The organism is Sphingobacterium sp. PCS056 (assembly GCF_023273895.1).
Classification (GTDB): domain Bacteria; phylum Bacteroidota; class Bacteroidia; order Sphingobacteriales; family Sphingobacteriaceae; genus Sphingobacterium.
Window position 1 is genome coordinate 4076517 of record NZ_CP096883.1, and the last position, 16741, is coordinate 4093257.

Annotated in this window: 16 protein-coding genes; 11 read left to right on the forward strand and 5 right to left on the reverse strand. The window is 32.5% G+C overall.

Features of this window, described 5'->3' with window-relative positions; translation table 11 throughout:
* Nucleotides 1–75 precede the first annotated feature (75 nt).
* A complete protein-coding gene (locus MUB18_RS17035; protein ID WP_248753971.1) occupies nt 76–741 on the reverse strand; it encodes a hypothetical protein in 666 nt (221 codons plus the stop codon).
* Between the two features lie 1010 nt (nt 742–1751).
* On the opposite strand from MUB18_RS17035, the gene MUB18_RS17040 reads away from it, so the two are divergent.
* From MUB18_RS17040 to MUB18_RS17090, 11 genes are all read left to right on the forward strand, one after another.
* On the forward strand, nt 1752–2051 hold the full coding sequence (locus MUB18_RS17040; RefSeq protein ID WP_248753972.1) for a hypothetical protein: 300 nt from the start codon (nt 1752–1754) through the stop codon (nt 2049–2051).
* 23 nt (nt 2052–2074) lie between these two features.
* Nucleotides 2075–2260, forward strand: coding sequence for a hypothetical protein (locus MUB18_RS17045; protein ID WP_248753973.1), 186 nt, complete (start codon nt 2075–2077; stop codon nt 2258–2260).
* Nucleotides 2261–2470: 210 nt separating this feature from the next.
* Complete coding sequence (locus MUB18_RS17050; RefSeq protein WP_248753974.1) at nt 2471–3058, forward strand: hypothetical protein; 588 nt, start codon at nt 2471–2473, stop codon at nt 3056–3058.
* Between the two features lie 58 nt (nt 3059–3116).
* A complete protein-coding gene (locus MUB18_RS17055; protein ID WP_248753975.1) occupies nt 3117–3854 on the forward strand; it encodes an energy transducer TonB in 738 nt (245 codons plus the stop codon).
* A 100-nt stretch (nt 3855–3954) separates the two neighbouring features.
* Entirely contained in the window at nt 3955–4197 is a 243-nt protein-coding gene (locus MUB18_RS17060; RefSeq protein WP_248753976.1) for a hypothetical protein, read from the forward strand.
* Between the two features lie 33 nt (nt 4198–4230).
* Nucleotides 4231–4452 carry a hypothetical protein gene (locus MUB18_RS17065; protein WP_248753977.1) on the forward strand — a complete coding sequence of 74 codons (222 nt, stop codon included), beginning with the start codon at nt 4231–4233 and terminating at the stop codon, nt 4450–4452.
* Nucleotides 4453–4466: 14 nt separating this feature from the next.
* Complete coding sequence (locus MUB18_RS17070) at nt 4467–4799, forward strand: hypothetical protein (protein ID WP_248753978.1); 333 nt, start codon at nt 4467–4469, stop codon at nt 4797–4799.
* 290 nt (nt 4800–5089) lie between these two features.
* Nucleotides 5090–7552, forward strand: coding sequence for an McrB family protein (locus MUB18_RS17075; RefSeq protein ID WP_248753979.1), 2463 nt, complete (start codon nt 5090–5092; stop codon nt 7550–7552).
* Between the two features lie 5 nt (nt 7553–7557).
* Nucleotides 7558–8778, forward strand: coding sequence for an McrC family protein (locus MUB18_RS17080; protein ID WP_248753980.1), 1221 nt, complete (start codon nt 7558–7560; stop codon nt 8776–8778).
* Nucleotides 8779–8926: 148 nt separating this feature from the next.
* A complete protein-coding gene (locus MUB18_RS17085; RefSeq protein WP_248753981.1) occupies nt 8927–9844 on the forward strand; it encodes a hypothetical protein in 918 nt (305 codons plus the stop codon).
* Nucleotides 9834–10352 (forward strand): SLATT domain-containing protein, encoded by a 519-nt coding sequence (locus MUB18_RS17090; RefSeq protein WP_248753982.1) that lies wholly within the window; start codon nt 9834–9836, stop codon nt 10350–10352. The genes MUB18_RS17085 and MUB18_RS17090 overlap by 11 nt, the downstream gene beginning before the upstream one ends.
* A gap of 439 nt (nt 10353–10791) precedes the next feature.
* Here MUB18_RS17090 and MUB18_RS17095 read toward each other — a convergent pair whose 3' ends face one another.
* From MUB18_RS17095 to MUB18_RS17110, 4 genes are all read right to left on the reverse strand, one after another.
* Nucleotides 10792–11730: a DNA cytosine methyltransferase gene (locus MUB18_RS17095; protein WP_248753983.1), complete on the reverse strand. Its 939-nt coding sequence runs from the start codon at nt 11728–11730 to the stop codon at nt 10792–10794.
* Between the two features lies 1 nt (nt 11731).
* Nucleotides 11732–12808 carry a HindVP family restriction endonuclease gene (locus MUB18_RS17100; protein ID WP_248753984.1) on the reverse strand — a complete coding sequence of 359 codons (1077 nt, stop codon included), beginning with the start codon at nt 12806–12808 and terminating at the stop codon, nt 11732–11734.
* A gap of 1305 nt (nt 12809–14113) precedes the next feature.
* Complete coding sequence (locus MUB18_RS17105) at nt 14114–16306, reverse strand: DNA/RNA helicase domain-containing protein (protein WP_248753985.1); 2193 nt, start codon at nt 16304–16306, stop codon at nt 14114–14116.
* A complete protein-coding gene (locus MUB18_RS17110; protein ID WP_248753986.1) occupies nt 16306–16635 on the reverse strand; it encodes a nucleotide pyrophosphohydrolase in 330 nt (109 codons plus the stop codon). Before MUB18_RS17110 ends, MUB18_RS17105 begins: the two co-directional genes overlap by 1 nt.
* Nucleotides 16636–16741 lie beyond the last annotated feature (106 nt).

The window sequence follows — 16741 nt, forward strand, 5'->3', positions numbered from 1 at the left end:
AGTCTATTGTACCCTCGGCAGAATCGGGTTCACAGGTAGAAAATTTATTTTAATTACTTGTTTTCTTTGTTTTTTTTAGACCATCCGCCTCGCTCTCATGATCATCGTCGGTTGCTCGTCCCAGATGAGTTCTACCGACTCGCCATTTTTGGTTTTGATCGATCTGCTATCTTTGACGATCGAGAGCTGCTCAACTTTGACATCCAATTGAAAGTGATCATTCAGATCATTGCAGATCCGTTGCTGATACTGTTCTACAGCGGTATCGGCAGGCACGGTGAGTTCATAGTGGTAGATCAATTTTTCACCATAGTCACAGGATCGGCAAGGAATATATTTGGCTCGGTCGTGTCCAAACACGATAATCTGTTCTTTAGGAAAATTGGATGGCAGCCCCAAAGCAAATAGGTAGCTTTCATAGACAGCCATGCAGACCATCGTGATCCGAAGTACATCTTTGCGCGTATCGCTCACAATGGTGATATAGGGATCGATCTTTTCTGCTGACGGAACCAATAGCGAATAGTACAATTCTTTAGGTCTTTGCGCTACGATGGATAGAGGCACATGAGGTACACGACCTCTGGACCTACCTGCCGCAGGCTTTTTAGATTTTTGTTTTGGTACTGGTGTTATCATACTTGGTTTTTTAATCATCAGACCAGTATTATTACTCAAGTACGAAGACATTTCTTCCTCTCGGGATAGCGCATAGCTGTCCCCTTTGCAAGTTTTTTGCATTATTTTAAAGGTTTAAATTGGCTGCCTTAAACCCTACCCGACTGGACATAACATGGGCCTTAAGGAAACCAGATTAAAAAATTAATTAAGAAAAATGCAATTATATAGTCTTCGTCAATTGGTTATATAATGGTCTTCATCATTGCATCATGTAGTTAAAGAACAAAAACCGACTTTTAAAATATTAGTGTGTCACGATAAAATCGCAACGAACAATATTTGCTTTACTAAAAAAAAGATGGTACTTTTAAAGTGTCAAGTAAAAAAGTAGGCGTCCGATCCTCTTTTTGTTGGAGCATATAATGGTGTACCAATAAAATAAAAGTCGGAAACATAATCCATCATAGTATGGGAATAAGCTAGTTTTAACCTAATTAGGACGTCATTTATAATATTAAGTATGGTTGCGACCCAATGCTTGTACTAAAACGCGCCTCTTTAGATTTGGAACAAAATCCCCTATCCTATTTTGTAATTATGTTTTATGTAACGCCTCACTCTGGCGCAAAGAATGTGTTCTTTTTTAAATTGGAATTGACGAACCGTTGACGCTGATCCTGGATCTGGTCTGTGGTGGCCCTTTTGGTGGTTACTTTTCGTTTTATCATAATTGTTTTTGGTTATGAAAAACGATGTGCACTCTGGAAGCTTGAGAAAAGTCGAATTGGTTGAAAAACCAATAAGATGAACCATCCTGCTCCTTGCCCAGGAAACCGCTAAGAAACCTGTCATCAAGTCTACACGAGACCTGAATCTTGAACGCAAGAAGACTAACAGACGGCTCACCCTACTGGTAATATATCGTAAAGATAGCATTTCCAGTAGAAAATGGCGAACCGCAGTCCTCTCGTGTTCATTTAGCGGTTTTCAGACGAGAGTAACATCGTTGTTGGCATAACTAAAGTTATGCCCTACGTGTCGCTTTTTTAATAACTAAAACAAATATAGCTAATAATATTTAATTGTCCGCTATAGCGGACAATATTTTTTTCATTTTTTATAATAAAATAATGGCGAGAGGTAAAGACGAACATCAGGAACATCTAGAAAATGACCTATTGAGTTTTATTTATGTGGAATTTATTGCGCCAATTAAAATTAACGGCATTAAACCGACTATACGGCAGTATGAAGAAATTACCTCAATTGGTAGAACGACAATTGAAAAATTGATAAAGAGTCAAGGATACGATGTACCAATTTCAACCATTTCCAAAATTTGCCAATACGCAAATATATCTCTGCTAGAGTTTTTTTCAAAGTTTGAAGAATACAAAAAAAGGAAGGAAGGAAAATTGAAAAATAATTAGATAAATACTAAATCAGAATGATTATGGCTGAAAAAGAGGAATCTATTAATGAACTAAATAAAAATATGTGCAAGTTCATCCAACAGAATTACTTTGACCCATTTAAAATTGACGGAGTAGAAACTAGTCAAAACAAATATGCAGAAGAATGTGACTTATCATCCTCTACTATTTCAAAAATTGGGAATCCAAAAGGTTATAATATTTAAATATCAACACTTCACAAATTAACAAGATTCCAAAAAATTGATTTAGATAAATTCTTTACAGAATTTATAATTCAATTTCCTCAGCATAGAGCGAAATTATAAATAAAAATTTTTAAACACATCACTTGCAGTAATAAACTAAAATATAACACGCGAGCATACAACTCTAAAATATAGAATTTCCAATATTTTAAGCAATCATTTCAATCCATGAATAACGAAGAGAAATTTATAGCTAAAAGTAAGATGTTTCGACTCCATTTTCAGCTTAGTGAAGATGAAATAGATCTGCTATTGCTAGGTAAAAACGTGGTATATAAGGGAGTTGAATCAAATGATCGTGAATTGATATTACAATTGATAGAAGCATATCCCTTGATCTACGGGTTAGATCATGACAAATTTCAAAAAGATGAAACGACATATCCATTATGGGATGATCTGCCAGAAGCAACAAAAAAGTTAATTGAAGACAGACCCTATACTGCTGCGGATAATGTTGGAGAAGCTGGTCTGACAAATATCGCCAGTTATGTAATTCTAGCTATTAAACATTTAGGGACAGGAACAATATTTTCAGAATCAGAACTCACCAGATGTCTCCCCTCTCCATTAAATCAAGGGATCACAATTTACCAAGTTAGTGGAATGCTGAAAGGTGCATTTAAGAAATTAAGGAAATCAAGAAAATTTAAGAATGAGAAGGGTGAAGAAGTTAATGATGCCCTTTACCTTATTCACAAACCAATGGACGAACGCTTAGTAGGAAAGGCTAGAAGGAAGTTAGAAGTAGATTGATGTATAAAATGAAATCAAGATCTATAATAGAGTAAAGGTAGAGTTAAAAGTTAATTAAATGATGAATAGAATAAATTCGAATACACTGGGTATATCCATATCGATAATAATTGCAGCAAGCTTTTTTATCCTTAATAAAGCAAACGCACAAAGCAGAGATACGATTTATTATAATGCCAAATGGGAAAAGACGGATCGTGAAAACAAGCATTTCTACCGTGTCATATATCGTGAGGTAAAGAAGAAACCAATACACGTGCAGGATTACTATCCAAATGGAATCATGCAGATGGATGGCTGGTACAGCACGCTAGAACCCGAAACGAGAGATGGAGAATTTACTTGGTGGGATGAAAAAGGTAAAAAAAATCGCTGGATGGTATTTGAAGAAAATGAGCCTACCAAAATAACTGAGTGGGATAGCGATGGTAAGATAACCCGTCAGCAGGAAAAGGTAAATACGGTTTCTTATAAAAATGGAGAACGTGTATCCGAGCCTAGGGCGCTAGAAAAAGCGCCGGTTTTCAACCGAGGTAAATCAACCTTCTCGGAATATGTAAGTGAATACCTCATCTATCCTGATGAAGCCCAGGGCAGCAGAGGAAAAGTAATAGTAAGATTTGTGGTAGACAAAACCGGTAGAGTGAAAGATGCTAAAGTGGTCCAAAGCGTGAATGCCATCCTGGACGATGCAGCTCTTAACTTTATAAAATCCTTGCCCCGATGGACACCAGGTGTGCAAGAAGGAAAAAACATAGATATCACCATGGAGTTGCCCATGAATTTTAATCCCTAAAGAAGTTTAGTACATAGCGCTCAAAACTGTAATACAATTACAAGCAATAATTGTAATGAAAAATATTTTATTAACTATCATCCCCTTAGCTCTGTTATTAATGGTAAAGCCATTGTCAACCCATGCCAAGGAAATCTCGTGTGATGAGTTGCAAAAAATACAAATCAGCGACTCGAATCGGGAGACTATTCTAAAGAAATACCAACGTGCTATTTACAAGTGTGCAGGAATCACCTATGCCGACAGTATTGAATTTATTCCAATAGCGCTAAGCACTATCGCTAAACATGGTCCTACCAAGAATGTGCAATCAAAAGCTATCGGCCATATGTCACTCAAATAATCATGTATGCTAAATTTTATAAAACTATTTAAAGTGAAAAAATTAACACTGCTTTTATTCCTGCTGTCAATTACAACTATTGTCTTTGGACAGGACTTTACAGAAAATACAAAGATTGTTACTACATCAGGAATTGGACTAGGATCGGTTATCGCTGTTGTAGCCTCATGGGATCGCAATAAATCAATCCTATGGGCCATTTTACATGGTATCTTAAGCTGGTTCTATGTGATTTATTTTGCTTTAAGTAGATAATTAAGAATTATAATATGAAAATAAATTTTGATGAAATCTGGGAGAAAGCAATAAAGCAGTTGGAAGGAACAACTATACTTACTCTAGACTATAAAAAACCTAATAAAATATTAAAAGTTACAGAGACCACGTTAACTAGAGATACAGGAAATAACTCTGATTCTCCGCCAATTCCGAAGGATGCCTTTAAAAGTATCTACAAGCAAATTATGGAAAAAGGAACTATTTCTAGACTGGAAATAAACAATCGATATCCAAAACGATTCTCTTCTATACTTTGTGCTGTTTTAGCAAAGTGTCCAAATATAGGAGTTGAATTAAATCCCATAAGATTGTTTAAAAAATAAAAATTAGATAAGGCTTAAACATTATTAAACATATTACTTTTTATGAAGCATTCACAGATTACATCTAAAACTTCCTCCCGTTCTAGTAACCAAAGGATATCAATTAATAAATATGAAACACCAATTTTCCTTACTGGACTTTCCAAAATTGAAGTGTCTAATAGATTTTCCTAAAGTGAATAATTAATAACATTTACTTTTTTATTACTTCTTTCTGCAAGTTATTGACCAAAGTTACCCGACCATACTGAATAATATATAATTAGAAACCCACGTAAATTTTAAAAAACATGACATTAAAAGAGATATCAAATGAATTTAAAGATATAAGCTTTGACGAATTAAAAAGAAAGTACACTTCAAATTTTAATGCGGTTTTTGAAAAACAAAAATTATGGTTATGTCCTGTTGAAGAAAAAGTACATTATTTCGGAATTGAAGGTTTAGAAAATATCATAAATGACGTCATTGTAAAATTAAAAGATAAAGGATATAAATTCACAAAAGATGACCTTATACCACTGGGAGATTTCACTAAAAATATAAATACTATAACTAAAATTGGAAATTTTTTAAATAATTTCAGACAAGGCAAGAAATTGAAAGATGGAAGTACTCTAGATTTACCTACTCTATTTAATCAGATCAAATCAAGTGATAATCTAGCATCACTTCTAAAAGTTCACGGGTCTAAACTTCATGATCATATTGATAATCTGTATTCAGTAGTTAAGCACTGCCAGAACCCAGATGAATATTTAATTAACTATAAATTTTGGAAAAATATAGCATATAATATTTTAGATATTGAGCAAAATTATGATAGTCTTTGCGCGTTTTATCGCAAGTTTCCAAAAGAGCAAAGACATATTAATTTCGGTACTTACATCGGTACAATTGCAAGTGAAATTGTTACTAAATTCAATGATAACCATTTAGATTTTGATTCAAACAGTAAAGAATACAATCGTCTGCAAAAGTTACTTCATATACCTGAATATCAAAATTTGATAAAAAATCACAATACCTTTAGGGATACATTATTATCCGAATTTGAAATTTGGTTAGGCAATTCATACTTAACTAGAGATGAAGAAGCATTGACGGAAAAATCTATTTTGAATTATGTAGGTGGAATTAAAACGGTCGATAATGATATCAAAAAAATCGGTATATCATCAAATGGACTACTCACAAAAACGAACATCTCGAATATAAAAAATCTACTTGCTGAATATAGAAAATCCAAAGAATTTCAGGATAAAAATAAAACGGGAAAAAGTATGTACAGTAATTCCATAACTTTATTTGAAGAATTTATGGAAAAAAGAGAAAAAATCCCTACTAATAACATAACCTTAAACACAATTCTTTATGGTCCTCCAGGAACCGGAAAAACGTACCATACTATAAATAAAGCCTTAGAAGCTCTTGGAGAACCAATCTTAGATTTACAAAGAAGGGACATAAAAAAGAAATATGATGAATTTGTAAAAGAAGGAAGAATTGTGTTCACCACATTTCACCAAAGTTTATCATATGAAGACTTTATAGAGGGCATTAAACCTAAAGCCCCTATTAGCGAAAATTCACCTATACAGTATGAGGTTAAAGATGGGATCTTTAAATTGATAGCGAATAAAGCAAGTCAGACAAATCATAAATTAATTCAATTTGAGAATGAAAAAGTTGAGTTGACCAGAAACGTATTTCGGGAATTGTATAAAAGTTTAAGTGATTCATTACCCAAAGTTGCAGAAGAATCCAGCAATGTAATTCTAGAAACGAAGGAAAAAAATCAGTTTGGCCTATATCAAAATAGCGTAGGTTCGATTAGCATCAAACCTGTAAAAGGAAAAACGACAATGAGCGTAGCTCTTAATCAACTTGAAGCAGTTTTATTTGATAACAAAGCACCTACCTACTCTTCTTATGAGCAGCCTGTAATTAATAAAATATTAGAAAGTCATCACGTCTCTTCTGAAGAATTAAATAATACTAACCAAAATTATGTCATTATAATTGATGAAATAAATAGAGGAAATGTATCTCAGATATTTGGTGAATTAATAACACTTATCGAAACAGATAAGCGAATCAAAGTTGGTCATAATACCAGTAAAAATGTAGAGGCACTGGAAGTAACACTACCATATAGTCAAAATAAATTCTCTGTACCAGACAATCTGTTTATTATTGGTACTATGAACACTTCTGATCGTAGTGTGGAAGCATTAGACTCTGCACTTCGCAGAAGATTTAGCTTTGAAGAAATGAGACCGAAATCTGATGAAATAGCTAATATAAGAACATCAAAAGGTCTTCAGGAAAAAATAGGAGATGTAGACTTAGGTATTCTATTAAGCACTATAAATAATAGAATTGAACAATTATTAGATCGAGATCATGCAATTGGTCATAGTTATTTTTTAGACTGTGAAAATCTCAAGGATTTAAAAGAAACATTCTACCGAAATATTATTCCCCTTCTGCAAGAGTATTTCTTTGGCGATTATGCAAAAATAGGATTGGTTTTAGGTAACGGTTTTGTTCGTGTAAAAAAAGGAGCAGACGTAATTTTTGCATCTTTCCAGTATGAAAATTTAGAAAGCTATACTGAAAGAAAAATTTACGAAATACTGGATTATAGGGATATGGTAGCCCTCAAGATTACTTATAAAGGTCAAGAGAAAAACATAACGTTTGAACAGGCTATATCTCTATTACTCAATCAGGAACTAGATCTAAAATAAAAAAGATGTATACAGTCTTCGAACATGAAGCCCTTTATTTAAATCGTGGTGACCAGAAATTAGACCCTGAGCAACTAAGATTGCTTCAGAATACGTATAAAGAGAAGAATTTCCCGTATTACAAACTCATACATAATGGAGTCAGATTCTGTGAATACGTCGGTATAATAAAGGTAGGTAATTTAACAATAGAGGTATTACCTAAAGCTGATCGTATTAATGACGCTAAACATTGGAGAGGTATTCTTATTGATATGATGAAATCAATCGGTCTAATCAATCCAGATGCACCATCGTATGCCAATCTAAATATTAAGAGCTCTTCAGTTCTAGAAATGTATTTCGAGCTGTTTATAAGTGAAATAGAAAAGCTTAAGAACAAAGGCCTGATAAAAAAATACCGTAAGAAGGAAGTAAATAGCAATACCCTCAAAGGGAAAATATTAATAGGAAAACAGATTACAAAAAACTGTGTGCACCAAGAGCGATTCTATGTAAACCAAACAGTTTATGACAACCAACATGTACTACATCAGATCCTATATAAAGCATTATCTACAATAATTAAAGTAGGAACAGCTACACATCTTACTTCCAGATACAATAATGCCTTATTAGACTTTCCTGAGCAATCTGATATAAGAATCATTGAATCACTATTTGAAAGAATCATATACGATCGAAAATCTCAAGACTATAAAACTGCGATTGATATTGCTAAAATGATCTTACTGAACTATCACCCAGACTTAAATAATGGCCCGTCAAATGTTTTGGCTCTTATGTTTAACATGAATACGCTTTGGGAAAAATTCGTTCTTAAAAGTCTTCAAAAATTTGCTATAGACTATACAATTTCTGGACAGGTATCAAAGGACTTTTGGAAACCAGAAATAGGATATGCAAAAACTATTAGGCCTGACATTGTTCTCACTCAAAATGGAGAAGTCAAAGCAGTATTTGATACAAAATGGAAAAACATCCGTGATTCGAATCCTTCTGATGATGATCTTCGTCAGCTTTATGCATACAGCAGATATCATTCAAACTGTCCTTCATATTTAATATATCCAAATGATATAACAACTGTTAACCATGGACGCTATCAGCAGGCTTTTTTGAATGAAAGTGAAACTCCTGGTGGAATCATTAAACTGAAGGTATTCAGTGGTAAAAAAGTTGGAATGGAGATATTATGTAAGGAAATATTAGAAAATACAGAATAGGGGAAACCGTAAAATACAAAAACAAAATTAAGACACTTTTGTGAAGTTTTATAAAAAAGTCCAAAAATAAACATAATTAATAATTATTCGATCAATAGGTTATTCTATAATAAATTAAGATGAGTAAATTACAGATAGATTTATATATATGCTACAATTAAAAGAAATCTCCAAAAAGGAATTTTTAAATTTCTATACACCTATTTTGAAAAGTTATAGCGAAACATTTAAACAAAAGATAAAAACAGATGAAGCCTTAGCTTATTTGATATTTAAGAATGACAATGAAACTACGATTAAACATATATTAACTTTAATATTTAATGCAAAAGATAAGTACGTGAAATCATTCCTACTTAGAATGCTTGGTGTCAGAGAATTAATACACTGTAGAGACAACAATCATTCCCTAGATATAATAGAGGTTTGGAAATATATATCTAACTCTATAAAGGAAATTCCTAATACGTATACAATATCATCTATAGGTTCTCAAGGATTTCTATCTATTCCACTATATAAGTCAGACGAAACGCTAGAGAAATTCGATTTTTTAAGATTGCATATATGGGATGATTCACTAAACGTGTATTTAGATCTAAAGAAATGTGATGATTTCTCTATTCACTCTCATACTTTCCACGCCAAGAGCTGGATAATAACAGGAAGTGTAATTAATGACCTATATGAGTACAAAGTGGATTCGAAAAATTCTAACCATTCATTCTTTAAGGTATTGTATAACAACTCTTTAAATGAAACAAATCAACACACATCTAAAGCTATAAATGAAAACAAAAATATTAAATTATCATTAGTTAAACATGAAGTGCATTATAGCAAAGGATTTTATGAAATTAAAGCAAGCAAACTCCACAAATCTGGCCATCTAAACTCACCGGATTGCTCTGCTACATTCTTTTCATTTACTGGTAAAGATGGCTTAGGCAAATCGTTTGTAATAGGTCCAAAAGACATTCAAGAATCTGAAGTCAACAGAAAAACTATCATTGACCCAACCAATTTAATTGCTAAAATTGACCAACAATTAATAAATGAAAAGTAAAAAAGAACTGATGATACTAGACTGGACCAGAAAAATACATCAACTAGAATATGCACACTGTTTTGAATCGCTTATGTATACACGAATAAACACGTATTTAAGTATTTTTACCTTAGTTATAACAACACTTGTTGCTTCATCCTATCAATTTCCAAAAATTTCAGTAGAAGAGTATAATAAGTTATTCTTCATCTTTAAACAAGAATATTTTGTTTCAATATTTTCAACAATTGCTGCGTTATCTACTGCCATATTAACTTTTCTCAGACCAAGTGAGAAATCAGAAGAACATAGAAAAATTGGTTTAGAGTATGAAAAATTAAGACATGAACTTGAAAAACTGTTTTCTTACAATTTAACAGAAAGTTCGATAGAATTTAATGTTAATCAGATCAAAGAAAAGTGGGATTCATTGAGCACAAAACACGTTACACAATGTAATTACAATAAATCTAGAAAATTTGTAAAAAAATTTGGATACCCTACACCAATGAGTTTTATTATATAATTATGGCGATAAGATATTTAATAACATTTCCAGACAGGCTATTTAATAGAACTAATATAAATATTTATGTATTGCATAAATATTTATATTAGTTCAAAAGAATTTTTTAATTGAATTTGACAGGTTTAAATTTACTATTTACTGTAGCTTTTCTTGATTTATTAATCAGAACCATCCGTAATTTTACTGATGAGAATTTTGAGCCAGGAGACTTCGTTCAAAAAATAAATGAGAATTTGATATAATAATAAATATTCTAATCTTACTCGCCTGGGTTGCAGTTTATAGGATGCTGTACTCAAAGCTTTGACTATTTCATTCTACCTTAACATTCCAAAGTTACTGACTCATTTTCTTTTACCATCTTGAACAAGAAAGGTTTTAACGTAATTATTGTATAATTAACATAATTTTAAAATAATGTTAATTTGTAGCCATATTAATATTGAATTTCTAATTGACCTGTATTAATGGTTGTGTTTTGTAAGCTATCGCAGATATATTCATTTATACAATTAGCAATAAACTCACCTAACTTTACTGGTACAGCATTTCCGATTATTTGCTCTAAATTAGTTTTTGTACCCACAAGTTTAAAATTCTCTGGAAATGTTTGAATTAAACTTCGTTCTTTAGTTGTTAGCGCTCGTAGATCTGAATTTATCTCGACAGGATCTCCTTCGTGTTTTTTATAACCTTTAGGAATAGGTCTATTTACTCCACGAATTGTTGGACTTGGTTCATGTATACTAAATACTCCTCTACGAGCATAACTTCTTGGATGCCTGTAATAATAATCTAATCCTAAAGAATTACCAAAATAATCATATAGAGTCATAGATTTCGATGATTGATTTTTCGATAAATAAGCATTAAGAAAATTATCAGATGAATTCAAATGACCTATTAAAAAAAAACGTTTTCTAGCTTGAGGCACACCGCATAAACTAGCATCTAAAATTTGATATGATATTCCGTAACCTGATTTTTTAAATATCGCAATAGCCTCTTTTAATATTCTACTTTTAGTTATTCGTCCAACATTTTCCATTACAAACCACTCAGGTTTAGTATCCGAAATAATCTCTGCAAAAGAAAGGGTTAAATCTGCACGCCCTAATGATTCATCTCTTTTACCAGCACTTGAAAAATCTTGACAGGGTGGTCCACCTATGATCATAGTTGGGCTTAGTTTTTTTATAAACTCTCTTACTTCTTCTGTACCTAAGTCAGTATCATATATTGGATGATCAAAGTTTTCTTGATAGACTCTAATTGCTGGCTCCCATTTATCAAATGCAGCTAATATCTTAAATCCTGCATTTTGAAACCCCAAAGACATCCCTCCACATCCTGAAAATAAATCTACTATATTCATGTTAATTAAATAATTCTGGTGAGTTAAAAATTATTGCATCAAATCGTCTTTCAGGACTTAATAAATTTTGCCCTCCACCTAATATAATATTCTTTATATCTTCTCTCGTAATACGAGGAGTAATTAATTCTGGACAAGACATATATCTGTGAGTAATTCTACCACTAACAGCAAATGCTTTATCATTTTTTGTATTAAAAGATAACTCATCAATAATTTTTGAGTGATTAATTTGACCATTCTTAGCGAAATCAAATAACATCTTAAACAGCCAAATAATCGTTCTGACTTGTCTCGTTATTTTTGTAGCTCCAGATGAAAGCTCTCCTCTAGCAACATCTACAAAAAGTTGACAAAATGCAAAATTCGACCATACAAATACATCTAAACAATTATCTGTAAGTTTAGGTGATTTTCCATTAGTCTTCCAAATAGGTTGCATTACAAGGGGTTTCTGTTTATCTAATATAGATAACACTATTGAATCTAAAGTTAAGATCATGCTTGGAATATAACTCCATATTTGAACTCCATTTGTCCAATCAAGTATATTATCAAATTTTTTATCAAACAAAAAACTCAGTTCTACATGATTATTTTTAAAATTTTCTACAATACTACATGCTAAATATACGATTGTATCAGGTCTAATGACAATTTCACAACCATAATATTCTTCACTAAGAAGACATGTTGAATTATCTGGAAGAGCCGTTAATTTAATTTCTATTGGAGTTAAACTCTGTCCACTATCCCTCATTTGAGAAACTAAATCAACCCTTGGTAAACTTCCTATTACTAACTGTTGATATGGAGTAAATTGGGTCTCAAATGAATAAAATAAATTATCTGACATAGGATTAATACCTAATAATTTTTCAGTTGATATTTTACCATGTTGAACTTTTAAATCTGCGTCCAAAAACATATATATATTACTTAACCCCTTACTTGCCAAAAAATTAGACAAACTTGCCGGAAAAGACGAATTAAATTGGTTTTTTCCCCAAGTTTCAGTTTGTCCAAAATCTCTATTTGAATATTTTATTCCAAATAGACCGGGTTTTTCTTTATCCATAGAATTCAATTAAAAGAATCATTTACAAAATTACATAAAAAGAGTTGTAATCTAGCTTAAGAGAGCGGCAATAATTCTTATGCTACAAAAATATTGAGTTTTTTCTTTACAAATATGAATGTTTAAAGTACCAAAATTGGACTTCAAACACTAACCTTAGATAAAGTAAACAAATATGTCAAAATCAAATATACAATAAATATAGTCTTACATTTTTCATTATTAAAAAGCTTTTTGGACATGCTAACTAAGTCGACAATATAAGTTAAGAACAATAAATATCTAAATTTTAAAATAATAATCTAACTCCATAAAAACACGATCGTACATTTAAAAAACATGCTTTGCAGTTAAGCAAAGACAGAAAAAATATTTCAGAGCTTGCAAGTAATCTAGGTATCAATCACACAATTTATATAAATGGTAATTTGACGTAGATTCATTAGCAAGAACGTATAAGTGTTTTAGATAAATAACTTAAATATTCAGAACTGAGATATTAAAAAGGGCCATTGGTTTCTTTTATTCATAATTGCCTATTTTTAACTGTATACATGATTGCTTTGCAGTACAAAGAGATATCAATAATATGTAAATTCATCAACAAATATATCCGATTGAAAATATGTGTAAGATTATTAGAATTCGTTCTAAAATCTACAATTCATGGAAAGTTGGCTATAAACATACTAATAGTTCTAGAGTTGATAATATTACTGAGAAACAAAACCCATTTACTTAAGAAAAAGTAACCATATGGAAGTCCCAGAGTAGTTTCTGAGTTAAAAGGAAGTGGGATAAATTACAGTTGTTAAGTAGATGAAAAATATGGGTTTTATAATAAACTCTATAAGAAGTTTAAAATAACAACAGGTTCAAAACATTCACATAAAATAATGGCCAATGTATTAAATCGCGAATTCACAACTTCGGAATCCTCAAAAGTTTGGATATCTGACATGACGGTATATTCACATGAAGAAGGATTTCTATATTAACAACTATTCTTCATTTATACGACCGCAAATGTATTGGATGAAGTATAAGTGATGGTATTACAACAGAATAGATTTTCTTGGCAATTTAAAAAATGACTATTAAGCACCTAAAATTATCTCTTGACCTGATTATTCATTCAGATGACATTGAAATTTCAAAATTTAATCATCCTGGTTATGTGTTTATATTATTTTAGCTGTCTTTTTTCGTGAAATACCCATTTTTTATTTAGAAAATCTGCTAAGTATATCGCATAATTTAATCAAAAAAGTATTTTTTAATTTTCGTTACTTGTTAAATTGTTTTCTAACCGATTTCACCCTGAACTAACAACTTCTTAAACATTCCAATCACTTTCAAATCCAATAACTCCTCATCTCGCAACACAATAGGCTGATAAGATGTATCGGTAGATTTCGGCAAAAGCATAATCTCTTGGTGCTCCCATCCCTCTTCACTGATGGTTTTCTTGCTACTATATTCTTTAATGGTGTAGCTTGCTCCGAACTCGCTATCAATAAAATCATTGGACTCAACTAAACAGATCAATCCATTGCGAGAACCGCCTTGATATTTCTCGAAAAGACATATTGCGCCATTAGGGATAATTTTGTTCATAGACTCCCCCACTACTTTACATGCAAAATATTTAGCTGGATCTACTGTGATTTCATTTACCTGAATATAACGAGTATGTTCTGCCTGTTGGAGCTCAGAGAAACTCCCTGCTGCGACCTCAAGATCATAGTATGGAACTGTATTTTCAGTTGGGGTATCGGTGATGCGATATGCTGTTTCACTTTTATCTGATATTGACTGTCTTTTTATATACTGCGCTAGATACTTTCTTAGATTGTCATTACAGACGTACACATAACTTCCCTGAATACCTCGAAACAAGATGGTACGATAAATATTGAGGATATAATTTTTAAGAACTAATGGATCATGAATAGAGTTCTTACCATTTTTATCTTTATATCGATCTTTATATACAACAAAAGCATTCGTATCAAAATCATAATCCAATTCTGGGCCGATAATAAGACCGGTATAGTTGAGATCATAGCCTTGTGTGGTATGTATACAGCCGACTTCATGAATAGCATTCGCCGAATTAACCCAATCAACATCAGTACTGTTCCAACGGAGCGCAGTATCACCAATAACGATGTCGTGAAGCGACTTATCTTTCTTGGAGATCCAATCCCAGGCAAAACCTGCTACCATACGACACAAGTCTTCAGAATCATCCTTACGCTTAATCTCCTTAACCATCGCATCCAGATCATCGAATAACTGAAAATCATAATGTACGCTTTCAAAAGGTTTTGGCGAAAGTGCAATGTTATCTGAGAAGAGCTGATGTACGAACTCCATATAATGTGCACCTCCCTTTACTCGAAACTGAGAGCGTAACCGTTCAATCCGTGTACTTTCTAATTCCTGCAAATCGAGAAAACGCTGCTTATCTGCATCCGACGGTTTGACAGACTGGAACTCGTCATAAAAAATAATGGATTTATCGGATTGCAACTGCACCCAATCTAACTCCGTACAGGTTAATTCATCTAAACCCAGGTGCTGTGATACTTTACGAAATGTACCATAATAAGCAGCAAGATTTTTCCATTGGCGTAAGCGATGGCCTTCATCTACGATCAAGAGATCATATTTCTGTTTAGCCACTTCAGCTGGTCCAATGACCATCTTTGGTGATAATCCTTTAATGTTTTTGAAGACCTTGCTGATAGTTTTACGAAATGACTGCATTGGAATAACGAGAGCCATTTCCAAGTCACCATATTTTTGACGGACAGCTTCCACCAAATTAAATAGCTCCTCATCTGACTCGTCAAAATCTGCTTTATTGAAATCCTGTAAATCGGTCTTCAATAATTTAAAAAGAAATATAGCCAGGATAGACTTGCCTGTTCCTGCTCCACCGTGAATCAAGCTAACCTTTGCACGATCATCAAGCAAACATCTAAGAATCATCTTTAATCCATTTGTCTGTTCTCGCGATAAGCTTTTGTAGGGAGAATACTTAAAAAGATCTGAATTATCTATATGCTCAAGTGAATGACGAGCTATACCCATTTGCCTTAATTCTGACCAGATATCACGAAAAAGTTCCCAGTAAACTTCTTTCTGTTGATAGAATTTATGGTTGGAGATCCCAAGATTACCATTTTGTAAATCGAATTGCCCATCGGCAGCGATGTAGCGAATCAAATTGGATTCGATATCTAAGGTCGCAGATTTATTGAACAATTCACTCCGAATAAGCGATACAGACTGTAACTGTTGTTTCCTCGCAGATTTAAGATGTGCTTTGAAGCGAGTAACCATATCAGTGGTTTCACCTACATAAGCTTCCTTTTTATCTTGAAGAAAATAGACAATAGGCCATGAAAGATAATCACGCTGCTTTTGCAATAAAGTAAGTTCCAATTGCGAATCAAATGGATATGGAATAATCTGGAAAGGTTTGATCATTATAATTCGTTATACTTCTTGGCCGTTCCTTTTGCTTTCTCTACCGGGTATTTTTCATTATTAAGTTTCATCTTTTCCTCAACAATCTCTTTTATATCCAAACCATGCTTATCGGCAAGCAATAAAGCATACATCAAAACATCTGCTAGTTCCTTTTTGAGTTTATCAGGATCAGCATCTTCATTGCCTTTCCACAAGAAAAGCTCCAGAAGTTCGGATGCTTCAATACTCAATGCTAAAGCTAGATCTTTGGAATTGTGAAATTGCTCCCAATCTCGGGCATCTCTAAACTGACGGATCTGCTCTAATAATTGTTGAATGTCGGACATGATAAAATCTTTTAACTACTGTTGGGTACTACCCAAATATCTGAAATATTGTTTGAAATACAATTAGGGAAAGGGATTAATCTGCGAAACTTAACAATCTTGTTCT

Coding starts and splice junctions, on each gene's coding strand:
- MUB18_RS17035 (WP_248753971.1), bottom strand. CDS start 741: ATGCAAAAAACTTGCAAAGGGGACAGCTATGCGCTATCCCGAGAGGAA.
- MUB18_RS17040 (WP_248753972.1), top strand. CDS start 1,752: ATGGCGAGAGGTAAAGACGAACATCAGGAACATCTAGAAAATGACCTA.
- MUB18_RS17045 (WP_248753973.1), top strand. CDS start 2,075: ATGGCTGAAAAAGAGGAATCTATTAATGAACTAAATAAAAATATGTGC.
- MUB18_RS17050 (WP_248753974.1), top strand. CDS start 2,471: ATGAATAACGAAGAGAAATTTATAGCTAAAAGTAAGATGTTTCGACTC.
- MUB18_RS17055 (WP_248753975.1), top strand. CDS start 3,117: ATGATGAATAGAATAAATTCGAATACACTGGGTATATCCATATCGATA.
- MUB18_RS17060 (WP_248753976.1), top strand. CDS start 3,955: ATGGTAAAGCCATTGTCAACCCATGCCAAGGAAATCTCGTGTGATGAG.
- MUB18_RS17070 (WP_248753978.1), top strand. CDS start 4,467: ATGAAAATAAATTTTGATGAAATCTGGGAGAAAGCAATAAAGCAGTTG.
- MUB18_RS17075 (WP_248753979.1), top strand. CDS start 5,090: ATGACATTAAAAGAGATATCAAATGAATTTAAAGATATAAGCTTTGAC.
- MUB18_RS17080 (WP_248753980.1), top strand. CDS start 7,558: ATGTATACAGTCTTCGAACATGAAGCCCTTTATTTAAATCGTGGTGAC.
- MUB18_RS17085 (WP_248753981.1), top strand. CDS start 8,927: ATGCTACAATTAAAAGAAATCTCCAAAAAGGAATTTTTAAATTTCTAT.
- MUB18_RS17090 (WP_248753982.1), top strand. CDS start 9,834: ATGAAAAGTAAAAAAGAACTGATGATACTAGACTGGACCAGAAAAATA.
- MUB18_RS17095 (WP_248753983.1), bottom strand. CDS start 11,730: ATGAATATAGTAGATTTATTTTCAGGATGTGGAGGGATGTCTTTGGGG.
- MUB18_RS17100 (WP_248753984.1), bottom strand. CDS start 12,808: ATGGATAAAGAAAAACCCGGTCTATTTGGAATAAAATATTCAAATAGA.
- MUB18_RS17105 (WP_248753985.1), bottom strand. CDS start 16,306: ATGATCAAACCTTTCCAGATTATTCCATATCCATTTGATTCGCAATTG.
- MUB18_RS17110 (WP_248753986.1), bottom strand. CDS start 16,635: ATGTCCGACATTCAACAATTATTAGAGCAGATCCGTCAGTTTAGAGAT.